The 25,005-nt window shown below is 57.9% G+C and carries 26 protein-coding genes and 1 pseudogene; 12 read left to right on the forward strand and 15 right to left on the reverse strand.

Annotated elements, in window-relative coordinates; all coding sequences use genetic code 11:
- Positions 1–143 precede the first annotated feature (143 nt).
- Positions 144–281: pseudogene (locus JV551A3_RS21600) on the reverse strand (LysR family transcriptional regulator); the annotation flags it as partial.
- A 484-nt stretch (positions 282–765) separates the two neighbouring features.
- On the opposite strand from JV551A3_RS21600, the gene JV551A3_RS21605 reads away from it, so the two are divergent.
- From JV551A3_RS21605 to JV551A3_RS21615, 3 genes are all read left to right on the forward strand, one after another.
- Complete coding sequence (locus JV551A3_RS21605) at positions 766–1,692, forward strand: tyrosine-type recombinase/integrase (RefSeq protein WP_235874629.1); 927 nt, start codon at positions 766–768, stop codon at positions 1,690–1,692.
- A gap of 960 nt (positions 1,693–2,652) precedes the next feature.
- Positions 2,653–3,129, forward strand: coding sequence for a hypothetical protein (locus tag JV551A3_RS21610; protein ID WP_133975479.1), 477 nt, complete (start codon positions 2,653–2,655; stop codon positions 3,127–3,129).
- 633 nt (positions 3,130–3,762) lie between these two features.
- Positions 3,763–4,635 carry a cyclic nucleotide-binding domain-containing protein gene (locus JV551A3_RS21615; RefSeq protein WP_133975477.1) on the forward strand — a complete coding sequence of 291 codons (873 nt, stop codon included), beginning with the start codon at positions 3,763–3,765 and terminating at the stop codon, positions 4,633–4,635.
- A gap of 710 nt (positions 4,636–5,345) precedes the next feature.
- Here JV551A3_RS21615 and JV551A3_RS30765 read toward each other — a convergent pair.
- Complete coding sequence (locus JV551A3_RS30765) at positions 5,346–5,510, reverse strand: hypothetical protein (protein WP_166674306.1); 165 nt, start codon at positions 5,508–5,510, stop codon at positions 5,346–5,348.
- Here JV551A3_RS30765 and JV551A3_RS21620 point away from each other — a divergent pair.
- The gene (locus JV551A3_RS21620; RefSeq protein WP_133975475.1) at positions 5,503–6,129 is read left to right on the forward strand and encodes a recombinase family protein; all 627 of its coding nucleotides are present in this window, start codon (positions 5,503–5,505) and stop codon (positions 6,127–6,129) included. The genes JV551A3_RS30765 and JV551A3_RS21620 overlap by 8 nt on opposite strands.
- Positions 6,130–6,526: 397 nt before the next feature.
- On the opposite strand, the gene JV551A3_RS21625 is transcribed toward JV551A3_RS21620, so the two are convergent.
- The 3 genes from JV551A3_RS21625 to JV551A3_RS21635 all read right to left on the reverse strand — a co-directional run bounded on the left by JV551A3_RS21625 (position 6,527) and on the right by JV551A3_RS21635 (position 9,633).
- On the reverse strand, positions 6,527–7,459 hold the full coding sequence (locus JV551A3_RS21625; RefSeq protein WP_133975473.1) for a hypothetical protein: 933 nt from the start codon (positions 7,457–7,459) through the stop codon (positions 6,527–6,529).
- Between the two features lie 84 nt (positions 7,460–7,543).
- Positions 7,544–8,386, reverse strand: a complete 843-nt coding sequence (locus tag JV551A3_RS21630) for an AbiJ-NTD4 domain-containing protein (RefSeq protein WP_133975471.1) — start codon at positions 8,384–8,386, stop codon at positions 7,544–7,546.
- A 302-nt stretch (positions 8,387–8,688) separates the two neighbouring features.
- Positions 8,689–9,633, reverse strand: coding sequence for a LysR family transcriptional regulator (locus JV551A3_RS21635; protein WP_133975469.1), 945 nt, complete (start codon positions 9,631–9,633; stop codon positions 8,689–8,691).
- 132 nt (positions 9,634–9,765) lie between these two features.
- Here JV551A3_RS21635 and JV551A3_RS21640 point away from each other — a divergent pair, with 132 nt between their 5' ends.
- Together JV551A3_RS21640 and mmsB are read left to right on the forward strand one after the other, a co-directional pair.
- Entirely contained in the window at positions 9,766–11,292 is a 1,527-nt protein-coding gene (locus JV551A3_RS21640) for a CoA-acylating methylmalonate-semialdehyde dehydrogenase (RefSeq protein WP_133975467.1), read from the forward strand.
- A gap of 10 nt (positions 11,293–11,302) precedes the next feature.
- Entirely contained in the window at positions 11,303–12,190 is an 888-nt protein-coding gene (mmsB, locus tag JV551A3_RS21645; RefSeq protein WP_112250096.1) for a 3-hydroxyisobutyrate dehydrogenase, read from the forward strand.
- A gap of 210 nt (positions 12,191–12,400) precedes the next feature.
- On the opposite strand, the gene JV551A3_RS21650 is transcribed toward mmsB, so the two are convergent.
- Entirely contained in the window at positions 12,401–12,745 is a 345-nt protein-coding gene (locus JV551A3_RS21650; RefSeq protein WP_003258412.1) for a cupin domain-containing protein, read from the reverse strand.
- Positions 12,746–12,841: 96 nt separating this feature from the next.
- Positions 12,842–13,783 (reverse strand): CDF family Co(II)/Ni(II) efflux transporter DmeF, encoded by a 942-nt coding sequence (gene dmeF, locus JV551A3_RS21655; RefSeq protein ID WP_133975465.1) that lies wholly within the window; start codon positions 13,781–13,783, stop codon positions 12,842–12,844.
- Between the two features lie 70 nt (positions 13,784–13,853).
- Between dmeF and JV551A3_RS21660 the strand changes: the two genes are divergently transcribed.
- From JV551A3_RS21660 to JV551A3_RS21670, 3 genes are all read left to right on the forward strand, one after another.
- Positions 13,854–14,129 carry a metal/formaldehyde-sensitive transcriptional repressor gene (locus JV551A3_RS21660; RefSeq protein ID WP_056801572.1) on the forward strand — a complete coding sequence of 92 codons (276 nt, stop codon included), beginning with the start codon at positions 13,854–13,856 and terminating at the stop codon, positions 14,127–14,129.
- A gap of 196 nt (positions 14,130–14,325) precedes the next feature.
- Positions 14,326–14,553: a type II toxin-antitoxin system HicA family toxin gene (locus tag JV551A3_RS21665; RefSeq protein WP_133975463.1), complete on the forward strand. Its 228-nt coding sequence runs from the start codon at positions 14,326–14,328 to the stop codon at positions 14,551–14,553.
- Positions 14,550–14,957 carry a type II toxin-antitoxin system HicB family antitoxin gene (locus JV551A3_RS21670; protein WP_133975461.1) on the forward strand — a complete coding sequence of 136 codons (408 nt, stop codon included), beginning with the start codon at positions 14,550–14,552 and terminating at the stop codon, positions 14,955–14,957. The genes JV551A3_RS21665 and JV551A3_RS21670 overlap by 4 nt, the downstream gene beginning before the upstream one ends.
- Positions 14,958–14,975: 18 nt before the next feature.
- Here the strand turns inward: JV551A3_RS21670 and JV551A3_RS21675 are convergent, their stop codons facing one another.
- From JV551A3_RS21675 to JV551A3_RS21710, 7 genes are all read right to left on the reverse strand, one after another.
- Complete coding sequence (locus JV551A3_RS21675; RefSeq protein ID WP_015271818.1) at positions 14,976–15,908, reverse strand: phosphatidate cytidylyltransferase; 933 nt, start codon at positions 15,906–15,908, stop codon at positions 14,976–14,978.
- A gap of 1 nt (position 15,909) precedes the next feature.
- Entirely contained in the window at positions 15,910–16,533 is a 624-nt protein-coding gene (locus JV551A3_RS21680) for a lysophospholipid acyltransferase family protein (RefSeq protein ID WP_025340660.1), read from the reverse strand.
- 10 nt (positions 16,534–16,543) lie between these two features.
- The gene (locus JV551A3_RS21685) at positions 16,544–16,975 is read right to left on the reverse strand and encodes a hypothetical protein (RefSeq protein WP_133979111.1); all 432 of its coding nucleotides are present in this window, start codon (positions 16,973–16,975) and stop codon (positions 16,544–16,546) included.
- Entirely contained in the window at positions 16,972–18,420 is a 1,449-nt protein-coding gene (locus tag JV551A3_RS21690; RefSeq protein WP_133979113.1) for a phosphatase PAP2/dual specificity phosphatase family protein, read from the reverse strand. Before JV551A3_RS21690 ends, JV551A3_RS21685 begins: the two co-directional genes overlap by 4 nt.
- Positions 18,421–20,175, reverse strand: a complete 1,755-nt coding sequence (locus tag JV551A3_RS21695; protein ID WP_133975455.1) for a bifunctional alpha/beta hydrolase/class I SAM-dependent methyltransferase — start codon at positions 20,173–20,175, stop codon at positions 18,421–18,423. It abuts the gene before it with no gap.
- Between the two features lie 30 nt (positions 20,176–20,205).
- Positions 20,206–20,811 carry a CDP-alcohol phosphatidyltransferase family protein gene (locus JV551A3_RS21700; RefSeq protein ID WP_133975453.1) on the reverse strand — a complete coding sequence of 202 codons (606 nt, stop codon included), beginning with the start codon at positions 20,809–20,811 and terminating at the stop codon, positions 20,206–20,208.
- A 281-nt stretch (positions 20,812–21,092) separates the two neighbouring features.
- Complete coding sequence (locus tag JV551A3_RS21710) at positions 21,093–21,974, reverse strand: LysR family transcriptional regulator (protein WP_133975451.1); 882 nt, start codon at positions 21,972–21,974, stop codon at positions 21,093–21,095.
- Between the two features lie 77 nt (positions 21,975–22,051).
- On the opposite strand from JV551A3_RS21710, the gene JV551A3_RS21715 reads away from it, so the two are divergent.
- Positions 22,052–22,816, forward strand: coding sequence for a sulfite exporter TauE/SafE family protein (locus tag JV551A3_RS21715; protein WP_133975449.1), 765 nt, complete (start codon positions 22,052–22,054; stop codon positions 22,814–22,816).
- Here the strand turns inward: JV551A3_RS21715 and JV551A3_RS21720 are convergent.
- Positions 22,806–23,120, reverse strand: a complete 315-nt coding sequence (locus JV551A3_RS21720) for a putative quinol monooxygenase (protein ID WP_133975447.1) — start codon at positions 23,118–23,120, stop codon at positions 22,806–22,808. The genes JV551A3_RS21715 and JV551A3_RS21720 overlap by 11 nt on opposite strands.
- Positions 23,121–23,276: 156 nt before the next feature.
- On the opposite strand from JV551A3_RS21720, the gene JV551A3_RS21725 reads away from it, so the two are divergent.
- On the forward strand, positions 23,277–23,867 hold the full coding sequence (locus JV551A3_RS21725; RefSeq protein WP_133975445.1) for an NADPH:quinone oxidoreductase MdaB: 591 nt from the start codon (positions 23,277–23,279) through the stop codon (positions 23,865–23,867).
- Positions 23,868–24,050: 183 nt separating this feature from the next.
- Positions 24,051–24,947: a LysR family transcriptional regulator gene (locus JV551A3_RS21730; protein WP_112250120.1), complete on the forward strand. Its 897-nt coding sequence runs from the start codon at positions 24,051–24,053 to the stop codon at positions 24,945–24,947.
- The last annotated feature ends 58 nt before the right edge of the window (positions 24,948–25,005 follow it).

Raw genomic sequence — 25,005 nt, forward strand, 5'->3', positions numbered from 1 at the left:
CACGGGCCAGGCAACGCGGCGCCTGGCACCGGCTGCGCCGGTGTTCGCGGGCACGCCCGCTCCCACAGGTACTGTGCTGGCTCCGAGATTACGCTGTACCTGTGGGAGCGGGCTTGCCGGCGATGGGCTGCGAAGCAGCCCCATCATTCCTGAGCAAACCGCATCTCCCGGGTCTCACCCATCAACAACGGCGCATTCGCCTCCGTCACCCCGCGAATGTAATCCCACAACAGGGTAATCCGCTTCAATTTGCGCAAATCCTCCCGGCAATACATCCAGAACGACAAAGAGGGAAAGGGTTAATCCAATAGATTCAAGGGGTTAACCACCATGAGCGTCATCCTACAGAGCCCCCCTGTTACAAGTGTTGTCACAACCCGCACGATGCCCTTGAGGCCACATTGCCGACTAGCCAGTCCCTACCACTACCGGCGACACGGTACCTACTACTTGCGCATTCGCATGACAGGTAGCGTGAGCAGGATGGTGTCTGTGTCTCTGAAGACCACTGATCGAAGGCGTGCAATGGAGACCTCTAGTCACCTCATAGCGTCACTCCAAACCTTCCACATTGAGCGGCCTGAAGCCTTGTGGAACGATCTACGGGAGCATCTGCTGACATTGGTGAGTCGCACCGTGGTGTCTGCCGATGACTGTCATCCCTTTCATCATTGGGGGGATATGTACCGGAGCGTCACCGTTCCCCCAAGCACAGTGGAAACACCGAACAGAGAGGTGATGAGCACAGCGCCAGCAGAGTCACCGATGACCTTTGATGCACTCGCTCAGTTGTACATGGCTGATCGTGCTGGAGAGCAGAAACCTTCAACCCTGAAGGAAACGACTTTGTGTCACAAGGTGATCAGTGAGCATCTGGAGGGATTGGACTTCAGGAACCACTCAAGAGAAGACCTTGTAGCGTTCAGGGGGCGACTAGCCCAAGGACGGATGCCCTCAACGGTAAACAAGTTGATTGTGAAGATGTCGGCTGTGCTCGCATGGGCTATGGAGAATGGGCACCTGAGCAAGACATACGACAAGAAGCTGAAACTTACAAAGGGGGTTGAATCGACCCGTAAGGCTTTCTCACAGCATCAGGTGAGCAAGCTGATGGAATATGCGAACAACCTTCCAGAGGCATCATGGAAGCGGTGGCTGCTCAGCCTAGGCATCATCACTGGCGGGCGGCTGAAGGAGATATGCCAGTTGACTCCGGGTGACGTTGTAGCCATGAAATCTGGCCTTGTTGCCATTCACATCAATGAGGCAGGGGAGGGGAAGTCAATCAAGAACAAGCAGAGCGAGCGACTGGTGCCGCTTACTGACCGTGCCTATGGTTTCGACCTAGCAGCGTTCTTAAGGTACGTCGATGTTATCCGCCGCAGTGGGAGCGAATCGCTGGCCCAGATTGGTTACAGGCCGTCAGGTGAGTGGGTTAATCAGCACGCTATCCCTGCTGCTCTAGGGGATGAATATGAACGCGGCTTAGTATTTCACTCATTGCGGCACTCTCTGGCTTCGTTGATGCAAGCGAAGGGGGTTCCTGTTACTCACGCTCAGGCTGTAATGGGTCATGCTTCAGGAACGATCACCTTTGATACCTATGGAGCTGGGGTTCCTGTGGAAGTGATTGAGAAGATGTTGAAGGCTGTGTTTATCCAAGCTGATCTGGAGTATGTGTCGGAAAAATAGTTGACTAAAAGTGCAGATAACGCATGTAACCTATTGACAAATGAGAATCATTCGTGATATAGTGTGCGTATGTTAAGAGATTAAAGCTCAGTGCTTTTCAGGGTTGTACAATCCTTCCTCTTAATATTTTCTTACACCGCTCACCGGTGTTGCTGAACAACTGTAGTTCATGGCCTTTCCTTTCTGACCTACGGTTGTTCCTGCCGCTGTGGTTCTCACCATGGTGGTACACATTTCTCCTTTTTCCTCTCGTTCACTTCATTGTGGCGAGAGGTTTTATTTTTGTCTTCAATAATTTAATCACTATCCAATCGCATGGAGGATACCCTATGTCTGAAGAACGTACATGCTTAAACTGTCATACACCACTCATCAACAAACGAAGTCACGCTAAGGTGTGCTCAGGCAAATGTCGAGTAAAAAGGTGGCGAGCACTTAAGGAACAATCAGTGCTGGTCCCCTTCCGTATGTCTGTTGTTAACCATACTGATTTGTTCTTGAAGGCGTATGCCGCGAATCTGAGCATGGATATTTACCTTAACAGACTGGTGAGCAATCACCTTACCTGCAACCCATAAAAAGGAACTAAGAATGACGAATAATGAGATTCACCAGCATCTGAAATACTACAAATCACTTCGTGCAGCAGCAGCCTGTACAGGTAACCGTGCAGAAGGTCAACGTTGCTCAGACATGATTGAACTGTTGTCTGGATACTTGGTTGGTGGTTCACGTTGAACATTGACGCATTTACCAAAGGACTTCAGCGAGCTAACGCTAATCGCAAGCAGCGACAAGTAAAGCAGCAAGATGCAAACGTTGTGAGCAACAAGCCAGTCTTAACTAAACATGCACCAGCACTTGCAGATACTCCATCGCTTGACCTAGAACATTACAGAGTCGAGCTTATCGCCAAAGCAATTGCACACATTAACAACAAATAACAAAGGAAATGAACGAATGACAGAGAAAATTAAAATCAGTGGTACACCGCCGCAGTGGAGTCAATCAGAATACGACCGACGTGTAGAGGGATGGGTTAATGCATATCGTGGTACTGAGCGAAGTATGGAGTTAGTAAGAGCCAGTCTTGAGCATGAGTTCCTTCAAGCTGTGATTGACAAAGCGAGTCAGGGTTATACGATCACGCCGATCAAGCGCGTGATGCACGCACCTTTAGACCATAGTGTCTACATGGTTAAACCGCTGGCGGTACAACAGGTTGACATTGAGGAAATCAAAGCCGAAGTGAAGGCTGAGTATATTGAATGGTTGGAGAAGGAACATACTAGGTATCAGGACCTACTCCGCCAACAACTGATCCAGAGTCAGCAGGAAAAGGAGGCTAAGGCCGCAGAACAAGCAGCAGCAAAGAAGTTGGCTGAGATCGAAAAGCAAGTCCAAGCTTGCTACAAGCCGCTTGAGATTCCAGCGTAACCATCAACGCGACCTAAGGGTCAGTAACAGTGAAGTTATCAGGGCGCTCCACATTAGCTAACGCTGGTGTGGAGCTTTTTTGTATCCACGGGGAAGTGGTTTTGATCCGATAAACATTGGTGATTACCGATCAAATGCTCAACCCATGTCCAGTTCGCACTGAAACATCGTCATTTTAAAACGGATAGGACGCTTGCTCTTATTTGTTGAGAGATAATATTGCTAATGCGGCAGGAAGGCGTCAACCGATTGATTCTGAGCGATTTAACTGGCCGGGCATGAAAGGGGTGGCGGGTAGAGGCTATCGTTGCTCAAATCGAAGCAGGAAAGCTTACAGAGGCTTGATGTGTAGTAGATGAGAATTGATTTTATCTAAATAAGAGTTACTTGCATTTGCGTCAACTTTCGTGTAGAATACGCAGCCTCAATCCAGTACGCCCCGGTGCAACGCACCCATCTCCACACGAACTGCACTCGTAAGAACGAACTGCACGCTGTAGGGGGATTTCCTGCGTCTACGGATTGTCCTAAGGGACTGTTTGAGAAACACATCACAGCTAAAGCTGTAAACACACATGGCAATACCTTGAGGAACTGCCTATGCAAATGAACTGAACAAGGAGAATTGAAGTAATGGCAAATGGTAATTTGGATTTCTACTGTCGCTGCAAGAAGTGTAAAGGGTCCGGCCTAGGTTGGATAAATCATATCGACGGCACGTGGGTTCGAGTGCACCGATCCTTCATTGATGGTTTTGTAGTTGACACCGCAACTGGTGAAATTCTTGGTCCTGATGATGCATCGTCTATCTATGCTGATCGGTATGACTACAAGCGGTCACTGGCTGATTGTCGTAGCATTGATGACTTCGAAGAGCATCTAAAACATGTTGATCTTCGCAAGTTGCCACCACGTAACAAGGCACTGCTCGACAACATGCAGGCTCAGGCTGATTGGGTTTGGAAGATTTCGAACAAAACCATTGATTGCAGGATTACAGCACCAGTGATGAAAACTTTGAAGGTGCTTGAGCGTGCTATCAAGTATCGAAACATGTTGGCAATCACTCAGGTCGGTTTGGCAAAGCTGCTGGGGGTGCATGTTGATGACTTAATGCGGAAGCTTAAACCTTTACAGGATAGAGGCTTTGTTCGTGTCCGTACCTCCCGCACCCCATTATGTGCAGTGAGGAAAGGTGAGGTGATTCTCACTGTTAACCCACGATTCATATTCCGTGGTGACGACTGGCTTAAGGACAAGTATGCAACTGCTTTGTATAAGCAGGGTGGTGATGTTAATAACCTTGTTACGCCTAACCCCGTTCCAAAGCCTTGGACAGGCGATAGGACGGCACCTGATGGTTTTCCACCATGTACAATGCAATTCACGGTGTACACGACAGAACAGCTTGAGCTGAATCTGCATGGCCGTTATGTCGAATACGGCGAGAGTGTTAAAGCCATGCGATTAGCCCAGATGGAGTTACCATTGCAGCTTGCCGCATGAACCCAAAAAACCCTGCAAAAAGTTGAGTTTCTGCTGGTAAAAATGCTCTGCAGCCCGCATGGATACTGGGTTGCGGTGAGTTCCTACTACAAGTGGGATAGGGAACCTATCGACAGATGGTGACCGTGCTTTTGTCTTCTGTGGAGATTTTCCACAGGGTAGGTTTTCTTCAGGGTGTACACCCTGCAAAGAATGATCTAGGAAAAATGGAAGAGGAGATGGGTACAAAACCCATCAAAATAAAGAGATCATGACTCATAGCGAAGCTATGAATATTGCTTTCCTGTACTGAGTACAGAAGACAGATCAAGAGCTTATCGGACTTATTGTCCTCTTCTTAAAAAGCATTCGCCTTGCGGCTCACCTGCTGACACTAAATGTATGAGTGATGATGTTTGGCAAGGAAACCGATAGGTTGACGCTCTTGAGGATTTATCCTCATTTATCTTTCCTCAGCGTCAACGCTGAATAGGGTTACCCTAGATCATCCGAAAGACAGGGTGAGTAAAACACACAAACACAACACCATCATCCTCACCGTCGAACGGTGAGAAACAATATTCACCAATGTCGTCACACCCTTCTTTCCAATGTCGTCATACCCCTTTTGATTTTCCTCCATTCTCATATTTGATCGCCGGGAATTTCATCATTCCAATCCCATGCTGACGATGATCGCTCCTGTCCTGGGCGTTCAGGTAGGTGTGCAGTCACCGCTGAGTGCCAATACCGATTTGGGTGTACATCAGGCAGTACATTCTGATGACCTCAAAATAGCCGCCCAGCTGTACCGATAAATTATGTTTGACGACCCTAAGCGGCTCATCCATAATCGGTACACCCAAAACGATACAGGCCGAATTCATCATGTTCATTCGTGGCTACCTTCGGGCATCGACACAAGATCAAGATGCAAACCGTGCACGTGCTGCTCTGTCTGAGTTCGCCATTGCACACGGCCACAAGGTCGCCACGTTCTACGTTGAGAACGTGTCTGGTGCAAAGCTGGAGCGTGAAGAACTCAATAGGCTGATTGATGACAGTCATGAAGGTGATGTGCTGCTCATCGAGCAAGTGGACCGTTTGTCCCGTCTCCAAGCTGATGACTGGGATGATTTGAAAGCTCGCATCAAAGACAAGGGCATCAACATCGTTAGCCTGGACCTACACACTAGCCATACGGCGTTGACTAATTCAGATGCTACTGATGACTTCACTAAAGGTATGATTAAGGCCATCAACGGTATGCTACTCGACATGCTGGCTGTGGTTGCACGCAAGGACTATGAAGACCGTCGCCGCCGTCAAGCTGAGGGTATCAACACTGCGAAGGCTAAAGGGGTGTACAGGGGCCGCAAGACAGATGAAGCCTTGCATGAGCGTATCCGTATGGCCCTTGAAGGCGGTCAGAGTCTACGTAAGACGGCAACCGTTGTTGGTTGTGCGCTCAGCACCGTACAACGAGTACAGAAAGAGATGAAAGCAGCTTTCTAAGGTCGGCTTCATACAGAGCCGCATGGGCCAACCCTGTGGGGCAGGGTAGATATACATCCAGTCGCCTCGCTAAAGCTTCCTATAAGCTTTAGTGGGGCGTTCTTGTTTGTACACGCCAGTAGTCGCCATCGGATTCCATAAAAATAGGCAAGTAGACTCTTCTGACAGTCCGGGGGTGTTAAACCCGGTCGATCAATCTCCGTGTCGGATTTTGGCTACAGAACATCCCTAGTTTGACTGAAAACCCAATTCTGAAGTTGAGGGGGATTAGTTTGTGGTAAAAAGAGTTTTCGCTTGCGCGAAACATCTGAAAGAACCTGCACATGGACGATTGACAGGAAGATAGAAGATTCTGATGTGCGGGTAGAATAAAACATATTGATATCTTTGGTGGGGACTACTCAAATCCACTTTTGAAGAATTCGACCAGTCGATTTGTCCATTCTTCATATTTTGCGTATTCAATGCTTCCCTGTCTTTCTCTTTTCATTGTTATGGTAATGTCTATATTGGCTTCATAGTTTAAATTTGAATGTTCGTGTCCAAGGTGGAACATTACCTTTCCGTCTTTGCAAACTTCCGGGTAGGCTACTTCCAAAGAGTTGGCTACATCAATCGAAAACTCAAATTTAACAAATGGGTTCTCTAGGGAGACTTTATCTCCGCTCATCGATAATGTTGTATTTGGGGGTAAGGTCAACCCCTTTGTCATCCTAACCTTATCGCTAAGAGAGAAACCCTTGCCAAAATTTCCGATAACTCTATCTATTTCATCCTTGGATATGAATGTGTCGTCGCTTTTATCATCCTTTGAATTCCTAAAGCTAGATAAATAACTACCTTTGTAAAGCTTTTTCTTCATCTGCCAGTCGGCATAATCATCAAGCCAATACCCAAAGATGCAGTTTAGTAAGAAAAACTTTGTGGCGTCTGCCAAACCATCATCTTCATTAAGTGCATTTTCTGGAATTAGGACCTTGCTGCCATCGCTATACTTAGCTAGTGTTTGTATGCAGGCAAGACTTAGAGCTTCGCGGTTGAAGATAATGAATTTAGATTTGAATGGAAGTAAAGAAAAAACATCAATTACGCAGTCGTTGCTTATTGTCATGTGTAGTTTAATTGACTCCTCTTTTTTCTTCTCCTCTAATCCAAGACAAACATTCAGATAGAACATGACGAAGGCGGCGGCCAGTGCGGCAAAGGAGAATGCTATATCCTTTGAGTTTAGGTTCTTTACAACTATCTCATAGCACGCCCAAGCAATCCCTATGAGAATTGCAAATAACGGCAAGAGAAATGGCATGGGTGGGAGGAAAATGCTCTTCATAGTGCTAGCTCCACTGTAGTTCCCTATGGCTTCTTTGCTATATTATTTTATGGCTATCTCTTCAAGGAGTGGCATGATTGGTGCTCAGTCTTCAATGCTGTCAATTGCAAAATTTATGAAGGATGAACAACAGATTAGCATGAATCTGGCGTCAGCTTTTGTTGGAGTGGTAGAGCTATCTAGCAGTGCGTGTCGTATACCGCCAGCATCACTTGTGTAGCCATAAAGTGTCATGAATGCCGACTTCATACTGTTGTGCAAATTGTGCTTGGTTTCCAGTATTTTTAGTGCTTGACCCAGTGTGGCCTTATCGTCGCCAACTAGTTTTTTCGCAAGGGACTCAACAGCACTTATGCTTTCTTTAATCGAGTTTCGATAATCTGGATTTTCTTTGTCGGTTAGCAGGCCTAATGATCGCTGCAAATGGACTCTTACGCCTGCATAGCGGTCTGACTTGGAAATTGCAGATTCAATTTCTTCAATTTCTTCAGGAGACGTAATTGGTGTAACTTTTCCCACCGCAAAGCGATAAGCGGAATTTTCCCGATCCAGTACTTTGTTGAATTCATCGATAAGAAGCGTTGATGAGCCCATGTAGTTAATCTCTACTACAAACTCTAAAAAGCTATACACACGATGCCAAGGGGCTTTAAAAAAATACTCTCGCATACCTTGCTTGAATACTGACCAGCGATCAGGCATGAGGTCGACGGGTTTCTTAAAGTACTGCGAATACAATGCTTGAGCAAAGCCATGAAAATTTGACCATGCAAGATTGTCAGAGTCAAAGTCATAACTTGGGTTGTACTGTGAAAACAAATGAATAGTCAGCACGTTCCAGAGAGATGCAGTTAACTCTTTATCAATGCTGTCAGCTTGCGCAACTTTATGTGTGGGAGCCAAGCCCATTCGTTGCGAAAAATCCATCGTCACCATCGCACCTCATCTTTGCCTGTCGTAGCCAACGGCGGCTTGATCCATGCTCGTAGTGTACACGGTGGCTGATTGCCAATGGCCACTAGGTTGATCATACATGCATACGGCTTAGGCTCACTCTTACTCCAAGGTGATGGTGCTCAGCCGGTCACCGGGGAGGGGACGGCCATGAACTGGCTCAACCTCTGTCACAAATGCTGTCACAAATGCTGTCACAACCTCTGTCACAAACCGTTGTCATTGCACCCTAGCGGTGGGTAGGATGAGCAACCCTTACTCCTTGTCGATCTAGGCTACGCAAACCGCATCTCCCGGGTCTCACCCATCAATAACGGCGCATTCGCCTCTGTCACCCCTCGGATGTAATCCCACAGCAGGGTAATCCGCTTCAACTTCCTCAAATCCTCCCGGCAATACATCCAGAACTGCCGCGTCACCTCGATTTCTTCCGGCAACACCGTCACCAAGCGCGGGTCCTGCGCCGCCAGGAAGCACGGCAAGATCGCCAGCCCACGCCCCTGCAACGCCGCTGTGTACTGCGCAATCACGCTGGTACTGCGCAAATGCGCGCTGGCGCTGGGGATCAGGTTGGCCAGGTACAGCAGCTCCGAACTGAAGGCCAGGTCGTCCACATAACTGATGAACGGGTGCCTGGCCAGGTCCGCGATCTGGTGGATCGGTGCGTGGCTGTCCAGATAATCCTGGGTCGCATACAGCCGCAAACGGTAGTCGCACAGCTTGCAGCACACATAAGGCCCATGCTCCGGTCGCTCCAGGGCGATGACGATGTCCGCCTCGCGCTTGGACAGGCTGATGAAATGCGGCAGCGGCAGGATATCTACCGAAATCGCCGGGTAAGCATCGACGAAGTGGCTTAGCTGCGGGGTGACGAAGAAGCTGCCGAAGCCTTCGGTGCAGCCCATGCGCACATGCCCCGACAACGCCACGCCCGACCCGGAGACCTGCTCGCAGGCCATGTGCAGCGTGCTCTCGATCGACTCGGCATAGCCCAGCAGGCGTTGGCCCTCGGCGGTGAGGACAAAGCCGTTGGTCCGGGACTTTTCGAACAGCAAGGTGCCCAGCGCACCCTCCAGCGAACTGATGCGCCGCGACACGGTGGTGTAGTCCACGCTCAGGCGCTTGGCGGCGCTGCTGGCCTTGCGGGTACGGGCCACTTCGAGGAAGAACTTCAAATCGTCCCAGTTGAGCGCGCTCAGGGATGTGAGGTCTTTTTGCATGATGATCCGGTTTTTTTGTGCGTTCTTGTTGGATGTTTGCACATCTATACTCGAAACAAGCCTCAGGACGCCACCTCGCGTTTGCCCGGCAATGGCGATCTCGTCCCGACAATAATTCCAAGGAGAACGCAGATGAACGCACCGCAATCCCCTGCCCAGACCAAAATCGAACAGGTCAAAATGCTGATCGACGGCCAATGGGTCGAGTCCAGGACCACCGAATGGCGCGACATCGTCAACCCGGCCACCCAAGAGGTGCTGGCGCGCGTACCGTTCGCCACGGTAGAGGAAGTCGACGCGGCCGTGGCCGCTGCCCACCGCGCCTTCCAGACCTGGCGTAACACGCCGATCGGCGCGCGCATGCGCATCATGCTCAAGCTACAGGCGCTGATCCGCGAACACACCAAACGCATCGCCCAGGTCCTCAGTGCCGAACAGGGCAAGACCCTGGCCGACGCCGAAGGCGATATCTTCCGCGGCCTGGAAGTGGTCGAGCACGCCGCGTCCATCGGCACCCTGCAGATGGGCGAATTTGCCGAGAACGTCGCTGGCGGCGTCGACACCTACACCCTGCGCCAGCCTATCGGCGTGTGCGCCGGCATTACCCCGTTCAACTTCCCGGCGATGATCCCGCTGTGGATGTTCCCCATGGCCATCGTCTGCGGCAACACCTTCGTGCTCAAGCCGTCCGAGCAGGACCCACTGTCGACCATGCTGCTGGTCGAGCTGGCGCTGGAAGCCGGCGTACCGGCTGGCGTGCTCAACGTGGTGCATGGTGGCAAGCAGGTGGTGGACGTCATTTGCACCCACCAGGACATCAAGGCGATTTCCTTCGTCGGCTCCACCGAAGTGGGCACCCACGTGTACAACCTGGGCAGCCAGCACGGCAAGCGCGTGCAGTCGATGATGGGCGCCAAGAACCATGCGGTGGTGCTGCCCGATGCCAACCGCACGCAAACCGTCAACGCCTTGGTCGGTGCCGCCTTCGGCGCTGCAGGCCAGCGCTGCATGGCCACCTCGGTGGCGGTGCTGGTGGGCAAGGCTCGCGAATGGCTGCCGGACATCAAGGAAGCGGCCAGCAAGCTCAAGGTCAGTGCCGGTTGCGAGCCAGGCACCGATGTCGGCCCGGTGGTTTCCAAGCGCGCCAAGGAGCGTGTGCTGGGCCTGATCGAAAGCGGCATCAAGGAAGGCGCCAAGCTGGAACTTGACGGCCGTGACGTCACGGTACCGGGTTATGAGCAAGGCAATTTCGTCGGCCCGACCCTGTTCTCGGGGGTGAAGACCGACATGCAGATCTACACCCAGGAAATCTTCGGCCCGGTGCTGGTGACCCTGGAGGTAGACACCCTCGACGAAGCCATCGCCCTGGTCAACGCCAACCCGTTCGGCAACGGCACCGGCCTGTTCACCCAAAGCGGTGCGGCAGCACGCAAGTTCCAGAGCGAAATCGACGTAGGCCAGGTCGGCATCAACATTCCGATCCCGGTCCCGGTACCGTTCTTCAGCTTCACCGGCTCGCGTGGCTCCAAGCTCGGCGACCTCGGCCCGTACGGCAAGCAGGTGGTGCAGTTCTACACTCAGACCAAGACCGTCACCGCCCGCTGGTTCGATGACGACAGCGTCAACGACGGTGTGAACACCACCATCAGCCTGCGCTAAGGAGAGAGTCATGCGTATCGCATTCATCGGCCTCGGCAACATGGGCGCACCCATGGCCCGCAACCTGATCAAGGCCGGGCACCAACTGAACCTGTTCGACCTGAACAAGGCCGTGCTGGCCGAACTGGCAGAACTGGGTGGGCAGATCAGCCCTTCGCCAAAGGACGCCGCGGCCAACAGCGAGCTGGTGATCACCATGCTGCCGGCTGCGGCCCATGTGCGCAGCGTGTACCTGAACGAGGATGGTGTGCTGGCGGGTATTCGCCCCGGCACGCCAACCGTGGATTGCAGCACCATCGACCCGCAGACTGCACGTGATGTGTCCAAGGCCGCAGCGGCCAAGGGTGTGGATCTGGGCGATGCGCCGGTGTCCGGTGGCACCGGCGGCGCAGCGGCAGGCACCCTGACCTTCATGGTCGGTGCCAGCACCGAGCTGTTCGCCACCCTCAAACCGGTATTGGAGCAGATGGGCCGCAACATCGTGCACTGCGGTGAAGTCGGCACAGGGCAGATCGCCAAGATCTGCAACAACCTGCTGCTGGGCATTTCGATGATCGGCGTGTCCGAGGCCATGGCCCTGGGCAATGCACTGGGCATCGACACCAAGGTGCTGGCCGGCATCATCAACAGTTCGACCGGGCGTTGCTGGAGCTCGGACACTTACAACCCGTGGCCGGGCATCATCGAAACCGCGCCGGCATCGCGTGGCTATACCGGTGGCTTTGGCGCCGAGCTGATGCTCAAGGACCTGGGGCTGGCCACCGAGGCTGCACGCCAGGCGCATCAACCGGTGATCCTGGGGGCCGTGGCCCAGCAGCTGTATCAGGCCATGAGCCTGCGCGGCGAGGGTGGCAAGGACTTCTCGGCGATTGTCGAGGGTTACCGCAAGAAGGATTGACGAGCGAGGACTTCATCGCGGGCCAGGCGGCCTTCCCTCTGTAACTGCGCACCAGAGGGAAGGGCGCCTGATCCGCGATTTTTTTTTGCTCCCGATTCAGCAGGCAGCATATGACCCTGTGGGAGCGGGTTCACCCGCGAATGCTGCAGTAGCTTCACCGCTGCATTCGCGGGTAAACCCGCTCCCACAGGGGCTATGCAAGCCTTGAGATCAAGCGAACACGAAATACTTGCGCACAGTCTCGACCACTTCCCAGGTGCCTTTCATCCCAGGTTCGATCACGAACACATCACCTGCTTTCAGGTGCTTCGGCTCTTCGCCTTCCGGGGTGATGATGCAGTAGCCATCGAGGAAGTGGCAGAACTCCCACTTCTCGTAGTTGACCTCGAACTTGCCCGGGGTGCAGATCCAGGTGCCCATGATCTTGCTGCCGTCGGCCGACAGGTAGGCGTTGAGGTTGACGGTGTGCGGATCGCCGCCGATGCGCTTCCACTTGGTGGCGTCCACGACCGGCGTCGGGCAGGTTTCGCGCAGGACGGTGATGAAATCGGACATGGCACAACTCCTGGTGACTGGCTGAATGACTCGTCACCATAGGGCCATTGGCCGAGCCGCAGTTGCCTGGGCTCGACGTCCAGCTGTCTGGTCGCGCTATGCCAGGCGGTTGACCTCGACGGTAATGTGCGCCAGTTCGTCGTGCACGCCCAGGGCCTGGCGCACGCTGTCGGCGCTGAGTACGCCCTGGGTTGCCAGGCCGAGAATGCAGGCGTACTGGTCCTTGCCCACGCGCCATACGTGCAGGTCGGTAATGCTGGCCGGCACCGGCAGCTGCGCCACCACCTCCCGGATTTCTTCCACCACCGGCGCATCCATCTCCGCATCCAGCAGCACCCGGCCGGTATCGCGCAGCAGGCCGCGGGCCCACAGCGCCACCAGTAGCGCACCTACCAGGCCCATGACCGGGTCGAGCCAGCTGGCGCCCCAATACTTGCCGGCGAGCAGGGCGACGATCGCCAGCACCGAGGTCGCGGCATCGGCAACCACATGCAGGTAGGCCGAGCGCAGGTTCAGGTCGTGATGGTGGTGGCCATGGGCATGGTGATGGTCGTGGCCATGGTGGTGATGATCGTGATGGTGATGGTCATCACGCAGCAGCCAGGCGCAGATCAGGTTGACGGTCAGGCCTACAGCGGCGATGAATATCGCCTCGTCATAATGTATCGGCCCCGGTGCCAGCAGGCGCTCCACCGACTGGAATGCCATCAGCCCGGCAACGCCCAGCAACAGCAGGGCGCTGGAGTAGCCGCCAAGAATCTCGATCTTCCAGGTGCCGAAGGCAAAGCGCCGGTCGCCGGCATAACGCCGCGCGGCGGCATAGGCCAGCAGCGACAGGCCCAGGGCCAGGGCGTGGGAGCTCATGTGCCAGCCGTCGGCCAGCAATGCCATGGAATTGAAGAACCAGCCCCCGGTAATTTCCGCCACCATCATCACTGCGGTCAGCCACACGGCCAGGCGCGTCTTGCGCTCGGCGCCCAGGTTGCTGGTATGGAACTGGTGGCTGTGCTGCCAGCGGTCTGAGGTTTGTGTCGCCATGGTTTATCATGCTCCCGGAACGTCGAGAAACATACTATACCCCAGTATACCTAGCATGGTGTGAAACCCAATGGCACATACCCTGAAGAGCAAGAAGCAGCTGCTGACCCGGGTGCGCAAGATCAAGGGCCAGGCGGCTGCCCTGGAGACAGCGCTGGAGCAGGACAAGGACTGCCTGGCGATCCTGCAACAGATCGCCGCCGTGCGCGGTGCGGTGAACGGGCTGATGGCCGAAGTGATGGAAGGGCATATCCGCGAACACCTGGTGGCGGACGGGCTGAGTGCCGAGGCGCGGCAGGACGAAGCGGACAAGGTGGCGGCGTTGCTGCGGTCGTACCTCAAGTAGCAGACCGGCGGCACCGATACCCTAGGGGGGTATCGGTACCCGATGGTACCTGCTGATTTCCTACGTGTCAGAAGGCATGTTCTTACTTTGCCATCCAATCTGTCCGCTAGTCGCGACGCGTATGCATAGTGTGTAGTGCGCTTTGTTCTGGTCAATTCGGTGTGTATGATACACATCGACTGCCGAGGAAGAATGAATGCGCAGTCGTGAAGTTATCCAGCTTATTGAAGCCGACGGCTGGTACCAGGTTGATGTGAAAGGTAGTCATCACCAGTTCAGACACCCGACAAAAAAGGGGCGAGTCACGGTTCCTCACCCCAAGAGTGAACTCCCCAAGGGCACAGTACGCAGCATCTTGAAGCAGGCTGGCTTGATTCAAGCCAACGGCACTGCCAGCACGAGCATCAACGGAGGTAGTCAATGAAATTCCCGGTCGTATTGCACAAAGACGCCGACTCGGACTACGGCGTGACCGTACCTGATGTGCCCGGTTGCTTCAGCGCCGGTGCCACTGTTGCAAAAGCACTGGAGAATGTTCAGGAAGCGCTGGCACTGCATTTTGAAGGGTTGGTCGCAGATAACGAGGCGTTGCCGCAGGCACAGGAAGTCGATGTCCATGTGGCGAACCCTGACTATGAAGGTGGGGTCTGGGCCGTTGTGGATTTTGATGTCACCCCGTACCTGGGCAAGGCGGTTCGCTTCAATGCGACGCTACCGGACAACTTGCTTCAACGAATCGACGAAAAAGTGAAGCGTGATCATCGCTATGCGTCCCGCTCCGGTTTTCTGGCTTCGGCTGCACTGCGAGAGTTGGCTCTTTCGCACTGATCGGTACGCTCACTTTCGCTACGCCCACCAATACCGCACAAAATGGAAGAACACCGGCGCGGCAAAGCACACCGAATCCATGCGGTCGAGCATGCCGCCGTGGCCTTCGATCATGTGCCCCCAGTCCTTCACCCCACGGTCGCGCTTGATCGCCGACATCACCAACCCGCCGAAGAAGCCCATGGCGTTCACCGCCAAGGCCATCAGTGCGGCCTGCCAGAAGGTGAACGGGGTGATCCAGCACAGCAGGGCACCGATCAGGGTGGCCAGCGCCACGCCGCCGGCCAGGCCTTCGACGGTCTTGGATGGCGACAGGTTGGGCGCCACCTTGTGCTTGCCGAACAGCTTGCCGCACACGTACTGCAGCACGTCGCTGATTTGCACCACCAGGATCAGCCAGGCGATCAGCAGCAGGTTGCGGCCCTCGTAACCCGGGATGTCCAAGGTCATCAATGCCGGTACCGACGACACGCAGTACACCGCGATCATCAACCCCCACTGCACCTTCGAGGCGCGCTCGAGAAAGCGCGTTGTGTCGCCGCCGAAGCTGGCCAGGATCGGCAGCAACAGGAACAGGTACACCGGGATGAAGATGCTGAACAACCCGTACCAGTCCATGGCGATCAGCACGTACTGCACTGGCAGTGCAACATAGAACGCCGCCACCAGCGCCGGGTAGTCACTGCGCCGGGTCGGGGTGAGGGTCATGAACTCGCGCAGGGCATAGAACGATACGCCGTAGAACAGCACGATCACGCCGTACTTGCCGAACAGGAAGGCGATGCCGATCACCAGTACCATCACCCACCAGGCGTTGATGCGGGCGTTGAGGTTGTCGATCACCGCGTGCGGTGCCGGGCCGGCGCGCCATTTGAGCAGGCGGCCGATCACGCTGGCGAGCAACAGCAGGGCGCCGATGCCGGCGAACAGGGAAAGGGTGTTGTCGTCCATCTCAGGCATCCTTGGGGGCCAGGTTCAGCAGGGCTTGGCTGGCCCGCTCGAGAAAGGCTTGCTTGCTTTCATCCGCCTGCAGGTGCAGCGGCTCGCCAAAGCTCAATGTGCACAACAACGGCAATGGCAAGGCACGACCCTTGGGCATCACCCGGTTGAGGTTGGCGATCCATACGGGCACCAGTTCGACTTCGGGGTTGGCTGCTGCCAGGTGGTACAGCCCGCTCCTGAACGGCATCAGCGGCTCGTCGCCGAGGTTGCGGGTGCCCTCCGGGAAGAAGATCAGTGAGTCGCCCTGGGCCACGGCTTCGAGGATCGGCTGCAACGGGCTGCCCTGGCCGGCACTGTGTTGCCGGTTGATCAGCACACCATTGAAGACCTTGCGGATGAGAAAGTCGCGAATGCCCGGTTTGGCCCAGTAATCGGCGCCGGCTACCGGACGGGTACGCTTGCGCAGCGGTTGCGGCAGCGAGGCCCATAGCAGTACGAAGTCGCCATGGCTGCTGTGGTTGGCGAAGTACAGGCGCTGCACCGGCAGCGGTGTACAGCCCAGCCACAGGGCGCGGGCACCGGTGATCAGGCGGGCGGCGGAAGTAATGAGGTAGGCGGTCAGGTTGGCGAGCATGGATTGGTAGTCATCCCTTCAAAGGCAATGTCAGCAGGGTGGCCAGGGCCAGCGACAGCTGCAGGCCCAGGCACACTGCCTGGCAGCGCAGCAGGGCCAACGCGGCCTGGCTGCGTGCAGGCCAGGCGCGGGAATCGGTGGCCTGCGGTTTGAGCTTCAGCTCGAACAGGGCATGGTCCAGGGCCTGGGTGTCCGCTGCCAGGTCGCGGCTGGCGGCGAGGCGGGCGAACAGTTCGGCATCCAGGGCCACGCGAATGGCCCAGTACTTGTGCAGTACGCCTAGTACCAGCAGTACAACGCACAGCAGGCTGGCCATTGGTTGCAACTGGGCCCCCAGCAAGGGCGCCAGGCCGTAGGCCAGGGCCAGCAGGGTGAGGCCGTCCGACAGGCGTTCCATTTGTTTGCCACGTCCCAGCAGGCTGGCCACCACGTACAGCGTCATGGTTGTGTCCCTAGCTGTTGCAAGGCTTGGCGATGTGCGCTGTGCAGGGTCACGCCGGGTCGGGCCTTGCGGATCAGCGCCTCGGCCTGGCGAGCATCAGTGCAGCGACCCGTAAGTACCAGCCAGGCGGCCACGGCGCTGGCACTGCGCGAATAGCCCAGGGCGCAACAGACCAGCACCGGGCCTTGGGAGCGCAGGCGTTCGATGGCGATGGCGGCCTGGTGCAGCAATGGGCTTTCCGGGGCGATCAGGTCCAAGGTAGGAAAACATGCATAACCAACGGCGGACGCGACCTGTGTAGGAGCGGCCTTGTGTCGCGAAAGGGCTGCGAAGCGGCCCCAGATTTTCAGCTTCGTAGCAGATATTGCTGGGGCCGCTTCGCGGCCCTTTCGCGACACAAGGCCGCTCCTACAAGGGGCCGCGCTGTCCTGGACCTGACACGGTAGCTCCGCGCACAAATCGACTACCGCAGCGAACTGCGCTCCACACCCAGGAATCCGCCCAAGGTAGACGCCATCACACACTTCATCCGCCTGCGGATGCCGCCAGGTCCACAACCGCGAGTTGACCCACGCCCCTACCAGGTACGGTGCCAGCAGCCAGCTGGCTGCATTGGACAAGCGCCCATCGGCGCCTTTCTGAAACCCGCCTGCACCGAGCACGCCATAGTTCAGCGCCACCAAAGCCAGCGACACGGCCGGCCAGGTCAACCACAGCCAGGCACCGCCCAACGCNACGGCAGGCACTGCGCACAGCAGCCCCCCCACTGCGTAGAACAACGCCAACCGCCAACGCTTGGCATCCCGCGCAAGGCGCAACTGCTGCCAGGGCAGTTGCCCTTGATGTGGCCACAACCAGACGCAGACGAACCCCGCCAATGCCCCTGTCGGCACATCGATGAAATGATGCTGCCAGGTGGTCAGCACCGACACCCCGATCAGTGCCATCCAGCCATGCATCAGCCAACGCCAGGGCTGGCGCTGCACGTGCCGGGCAAACATCGTCCAGATGATCACAAGCAGGGCAATATGCAGCGAAGGCGCCTGGTTGAACGGCTTGTCGAAGCCCATCAGCACATCGAACATCCAGCCGAACACCCCGCCCAGTTCCGGCCGCTCGAAGGTGAAGCGCAGCGGCCAGAGCAGGAAGCAGCTGACGCTGATCAACTGTGCGGTCAGCAACGCCAGCGCGTGCCGGTCCATTTCCTGGCGCGTGCGCGGCAGCAGGAAGGACAAGCCGTAGAGCAGGTCGATCGACCAGTACGGGATGATCGTCCACGGCCACAACGGCATGCGGCTTTCCCAGCCGAAGACCAGGCTGCCGACATCACTGCGCCCGGCGGTGTGGTTGTTCGCCAGCCCGTAGCTGAGGAAAAACAGCGGCCCCAGCAACAGAAGCCAGAACACGCCCCGGCGGATCAGCCCGGGCTCGCGTGATGGGCTCATTCAGCGCACCCGTTGTGCCAGGCTGACACTGAAAATGCCCCATTCATCGATGCGCTGGGCCAGCTTGCGGAACCCCGCCGCCTCTACCAGCTGGTCCATTTCGGCCTGGCTACGCCGACGCATCACCCAGGCTTCGCCGCCGCGGTGGCTGGTGAGGGCGCGGGCGATCATTTCCAATTGCGGGTGCCACGGCTGGCCGGTGTAGACCAGGTAGCCGCCATCTTCCACCGCGTCGGCCAGGCCGGCCAGTGAGTTGCCCACCAGCTGGTTGCTGGCGAACAGTTCGTACAGGCCGGAGACCACGGCCAGGGTAGGCGATTGCTCCAGCGTGGCCAGGCTCTGGCGGTCGAAAGCGTCGCCCTGGACGAAGCGGGCGATGTCAGCCAGGCCCTTTTCCACGATCAGCGCGCTGCCTTGCCGCACGTTCAGCTCGCTGTAGTCGCGCAGCAGGATCGAGTCCGGCAGTTGCTCCAGCTCTTGCAGGGCTTCGAGGATGTAGCGGCCATGGCCGGCAGCAATATCGACGATGTGCACTGGCCGCTGCTGTTCGCGCAGGTGGCCAATGGCCAGGCGCAGCAGCTCTTCGACGTGCAGCTTGCGCTGGCGAATGCCACGCCAGCCGATGGCATCGAGATAGTTCCGGTCGACCAGGCGGCCGAGCTTGCCCTTGCCGGTCGCCTGGTTACGGTAGACGTAGTCGAGGGTGCTGCCGGAGTCGAAACCTGTGTCGAAACCCAGCTTGACGCCTTCGGACAGCCCCTTGCCCAGGCGCAGGCCGGCGCGGGTAGCGCGCCAGTAAAGGTCGCGGGGCGAGTTGCGCGGCAGCGCTGCGGCCAGGCTTTCGGCCTCGGCGCAGCTGGCGCCGGTCTTGTCGGCATCGAGCAGCGACGGCAGGGCTGCGGGGCTGGCGAAGCAATGTTCGACGAACCGCTCGATGCGCCGCAAGGCATGGGCCCGATCACGCTCGCCCAGGGTGTCGTGGAAGAAGCCTGGCAGGATGTGCATTTCCTTGCGCGCACTGCCCAGGCGTTCGAAGAAGCGTTCCTGCGGCTGGCGTTCGACCACGAAGTCGGCACCGGACACCAGCAGCTGGGTCGGCAGCTGGATGGCCTGGGCATCCGCTACCACCCGGTCGGCGGCTTCGTACAGGCCCAGCAGCATGGTCACCGAAATCGGCCGGCTGATCAGCGGGTCGGCCACGTACGACATGACCCGTTCGGGGTCGTGGGTGAGCAGGCGAGGCTTGACGTAGCTGTTGACGAAGAAGTTGCCGCGCAAGGCCTTCAGCAGCCTCAGGCCAGGGCGGGCAAATGGCACGTACAGTTTGACCTTGAACGCTGGCGAGGCCAGCACCAGGCAGCGCACCTTGGGTGCGTAGTCGTGGGCCCAGGTGGCGACCAGCACGGCCCCGACGCTCTGCGCCAGCACCACCAGGTCCTGTTCGGCGATGCCATGGCTGGCCTGGATGTGCTCGATGAAGGTCTGCACATCGCGCACGCTGGTGGCGAAGCCCGGGCTGTCGCCGCGCGCGCCCGGCGACTGGCCGTGGCCGCGGGCATCCCAGGCGAAGAAATCGTAGCCCGGCATGTCCAGCTCATCGGCCAGGTGGGCCATGCGCCCGCCGTGTTCGTGGCCGCGGTGGAACATCACCACGGCCCGGCGTGGCTGGTGTTGGTTACGAGTGGCAGGCCAGTGACGGTAGTGCAGCTCGACGCCGTCATGGGTGGAGAAGTGCAGCGCTTGCGCTTGGCGCATGGTCGACATCCTTTTACGACGGCAGTGGGCTCAGCGGGTTTCGGCCAGCCCCTGGCGAACCCGGTTGTAGAGGGTATAGAGCGAGAGTGCGAGGATGACCAGCAACAAGCCGTTGATCCAGGCGCCGTTCAGCACGCCGAAGGCAACACCGGTACCCAGCACGCCGAAAGCGAACGCCCGGTCGCTCTTGCCCATGGGGCCGTCGTAGCGCCGTGAGGCGCCGGCCAGCGGGCCCATGACACCGGCGTATTCGCTGAAGGTGGCGCTGAGTACCACGAGTACGATCAAGGTTGGCGATACACCGGCCAGCAGGGCGAAGGGCAGGTACAGCGCGGCATCGGCGATCACGTCGCACAGTTCGTTGAGGTAGGCGCCGAGGGTGGATTGCTGGCCGAACTCCCGGGCGAGCATGCCGTCGACGGCGTTCAGCGCCATGCGCAGCAGCATCCAGACCGGCACCAGGATGAACAACCAGGTGAGATGCGGCAGGACGGCTAGCAGCAGGCCCAGCAGGACTGACAGCAGGGCTGCGGCGACGGTGACCTGGTTGGCGGTGACACCGCGGTCGTGGAGGCGCTGGACAGCAGGGCGGAGCAGGGCCTGGAAGCGCGGTTTGAGCTGGTAGATCGATGCCACTGGAAGGTCCTTTTCGGTGGGTCGTTATGGCGCCATTGTGTGCGAGCCTTCTTCGCGGGTAAACCCGCTCCCACAGGCACCGCGTCTACTCGAGAGATATTACATATCCTGTGGGAGCGGGCCCGCCCGCGAACACGGGCGAAGCCCGTGCCATCCATCGCGGTGGCTGCTTCGCGGGCTCGCCCGCTCCCACAGGCACAGCGCCCATCCGAGAGATATCACATATCCTGTGGGAGCGGGTTCACCCGCGAACACGGGCGAAGCCCGTGCCATCCACTCAGTCAGCGGGTGAGGGTGGTTACCAACCCTGCGGCATACCCCGGCAATGCTGCAAAATCGCGCGCACACACCAGCAACCGGCGATTGGCCCATGGTTCCGTCAGCGCCGCCCAGTGCAACGGCAACACCCCTTGCCAACGCTTCACTGCAGCCAGCGGCACAATCCCCACTCCGGCTCCGCCCGCAACCATGCGGATCACGCCATCGAACCCTTCGGCACGCACCCGAACCCGCATGCGCAGCCCCTCGCGCAGCGCCTGCTCTTCCAGGTACAACGCCAGTGCACTGCCGGCTCCCAGGCCGACATAGCCATGGGCCAGGCTATCGATAAAGCTCGGCGCGACCTCGCTGGCCAGCGGGTGGTGCAGCGGCGTTACCAACACCAACGGGTCTTCGCGAAACGGCCGGGTCTGCAGGTGCGCGCTGGGCGCGGCGGTCGAAACGATGCCCAGGTCTGCCATGCCCTGGGTAATCGACTGCACGATGCGCAGGCTCGGCAACTCCTGCACATCCACGCTGACTCCGGGGTTTTCAGTCAGGTAGCTGGCCAACAGTTCCGGCAGGTACTCCGTGAGCGCGGCCGTGTTGCACAGCAGGCGCACCTGGCCCTGCTGCCCTTGCGCGTACTGGCCCAGGTCGAACTGCAGGCGCTCGGCCTGCTGCGTTATCAGCCGGGCATGCTGTAGCAGTGCCTGGCCGGCCGGGGTTGGCTGCACGCCACGGCGGTTGCGTTCCAGCAGAGGGATGCCCAGCGATGCCTCCATGGCGCGGATTCGCGCGCTGGCTGCTGCCAGCGACAGATGGCTGCGGCTGGCGCCGGCGGTGATGTTGCCGCACTCCAGGGTGTGCTGGAACAGCCTGAGGTCGATAAGGTCGAAATGCATGTGGCTCTGTCCTGGCAAGAGTCTGGCTGAGTATATGGCAGATTTTCAGCCCGGCCGGCACACGCCATCATCGGCCCATGGATACCTTGCTCGCTTTCTATCAGAACATTGGCCCAGCGCTGTCGCTGCTGGTGGTGCTGACCTTCCTGCTGGCCGGGGCAGTGAAGGGGGTGATCGGCCTGGGCCTGCCGACCATCGCCATGGGCCTGCTGGGCCTGGCTATGTCACCGGCGCAGGCTGCGGCATTGCTGATCGTGCCTTCGACCCTCACCAATCTGTGGCAGCTGGCCAGCGGTGGGCACCTGCGGGGGTTGCTGGCACGCCTGTGGCCAATGCTGGCGATGATCTTCGTCGGTACCTTGCTGGGCAGTGCCTGGCTGGGGATTAACAGCGGCCCTTGGGCCGTACATGCACTGGGCGCGGCCTTGGTGGTGTATGCACTATACGGGCTGGTCGGCCCGGGCTTGCGCCTGGCGCCGGGGCGGGAGCGCTGGCTGGGGCCGCTTTGCGGGTTGGTTACGGGCGTGGTCACGGCGGCGACCGGGGTATTCGTGATACCAGCGGTGCCCTACCTGCAGAGCCTGGGTTTTAGCCGGGAACAGATGATCCAGGCCCTGGGCCTGTCATTCACGGTTTCGACCCTGGCCTTGGCCGTTGGCCTGGCCGGGCAGGATGCCCTGGGTGGCCAGGCGCTGGGTGCTTCGCTGCTCATGCTGGCGCCGGCCTTGATCGGCATGCAGGTCGGCCAGTGGCTGCGTCAGCGCATCAGCGCGCAGCTGTTCAAGCGGTGCTTCTTCCTCGGCCTGGCCGCACTCGGCGGCCATTTGCTGATCAGCGGTTAGCGCTGGGTGCGCTGAGCATGTCGATCATCTGGATGTCGAAATCGCGTTCCAGGTAGTCCATGCGTTTTTCGAAGAACGCGGTCATGTGCGGCAGCGCCGAATGCACATCCAGCGCGGCCTTGTCGGCCCAGACCTCGAAGAACACGAACAGGCTGGGGTCCTGCTTGTCACGCAGCATGTGGTACTCGATGCAGCCCGGCTCCTGGCGGCTTGGCTCGACATAGGCGCGGAACAAGGTTTCGAACGCTTCAGCCATTTCCGGGCGGGTCTTGGCTTTGAGGATGAAGGCGTACTGCTCACTCATGGATCGCTACTCGGTGATGGGGAGGGTGATACGATTCTAAGGCAATAATGGGTTATTTATTCGTGACTTCAGGTCAATTGTATTTTGCCCATGCATTACTGTATCCCGCGCCCGCGAGCCCCTAACCTGCCGGCCTGAATTTTCCGCGAGGCCCGCATGAAGAAGATCCTTTTGCTCAACGGTGGTAAACAGTTCGCTCACTCCGACGGTCGCCTCAACGCGACTTTGCACGAAGCGGCTATCGCTCACCTGGACCGGGCCGGTTTCGATGTGCGCCAGACCTTCATCGACGGTGGTTACGACGCCCAGGAAGAGGTGGAGAAGTTCCTCTGGGCCGATGTGATCATCTACCAGATGCCCGGCTGGTGGATGGGTGCGCCATGGACCGTGAAGAAGTACATCGATGAAGTGTTCACCGCAGGCCACGGCAGCCTGTATGCCAACGACGGCCGTACCCGTGCGGACCATTCGCAGAAGTACGGCAGCGGTGGCCTGGTGCATGGCAAGCAGTACATGCTTTCGCTTACCTGGAATGCACCGCAGCAGGCATTCGACGACCCGAGCGACTTCTTCGAGGGCAAGGGGGTGGACGCGGTGTACTTCCCGTTCCACAAGGCCAACCAGTTCCTCGGCATGACCGGGCTGCCGACTTTCCTGGCGGTGGATGTGATGAAGCGGCCGGATGTGCCGGCTGCTTTGGCGGCCTATGAGGCGCATCTGGACAAGGTGTTCGGCAAGGCGCAGTAAGGTTTTTCCTGTGCTGGCCTCTTCGCGGGTAAACCCGCTCCCACAGGTATCCCACAGTCTTTGAGAACCGCGCAGCACTTGTGGGAGCGGGTTCACCCGCGAAGAGGCCCGTACAGGCATTGCTGGACTTGGCCTCGACAACCGGCTATCTAATCCCAGCAGAGACCAACCACAGGCGCAGATGTGAAAACCCGATCCGAAGAACTCCAGGTATTCGTCGCCGTCATCGACTGCGGCTCTATTTCCGCTGCTGCCGAGCAGATGGGCCAGACCCCGTCCGCTGTCAGCCGTACCTTGTCGCGCCTTGAGGGCAAGTTGGGTACCACGCTGGTCAACCGCACCACTCGGCGCATGGACCTGACCGAGGAGGGTCGCTTCTTCCTCGAACGCGCTCGGTTGATCCTGGAGCAGATGGACGAGATGGAAGAGCGCCTGTCGATGAACCGCCAGACCCCTACCGGGCGCCTGCGCATCAACGCCGCCGCGCCGTTCATGCTGCATGCCATCCTGCCGTGGATCGGCGAATTCCGCCGCCAATACCCTGGCATCGAGCTGGAACTCAATACTGACGACCTGATCATCGACCTGCTCGAGCAGAGCACCGATGTGGCGATCCGTATCGGTGAACTGGCCGACTCCAGCCTACACGCGCGCAGCCTTGGATGCAGCCCGGTACAGGTGCTGGCCAGCCCGGCCTACCTCGAGCAGCACGGCACGCCGCAGCGGGTCGAGGACCTGGCCAAGCACTGCCTGCTCGGCTTCAGCCAGCCCGAATCGCTCAACCACTGGCCATTGCGCCATGCCCAGGGTGACCGCTGGAGCATCCGCCCGTCGCTGATCGCCTCCAGCGGCGAGACCTTGCGCCAACTGGCGCTGGCCGGCGAGGGCATCGTCAGCCTGTCGCACTTCATGACCCACGAGGACATCCGCACCGGGCGCCTGCAAGTGCTGCTGAGCGAAGCCAACAACGGCTACCGCCAGCCGATCCATGCGGTGTACTACCGCAACACCCAGCTGGCGCTGCGTATCCAGTGCTTCCTCGATTTCATACAGCGCAAGCTGGCGATGTACGCCAGCTGAGTTGCCTGAACGCGACAGATCCTGTCCACAGGCGGCGAAACTTCCTGCGGTTGTTTGC

Origin of the sequence: Pseudomonas inefficax (assembly GCF_900277125.1) — a bacterium.
In the GTDB taxonomy this organism is placed as follows: domain Bacteria; phylum Pseudomonadota; class Gammaproteobacteria; order Pseudomonadales; family Pseudomonadaceae; genus Aquipseudomonas; species Aquipseudomonas inefficax.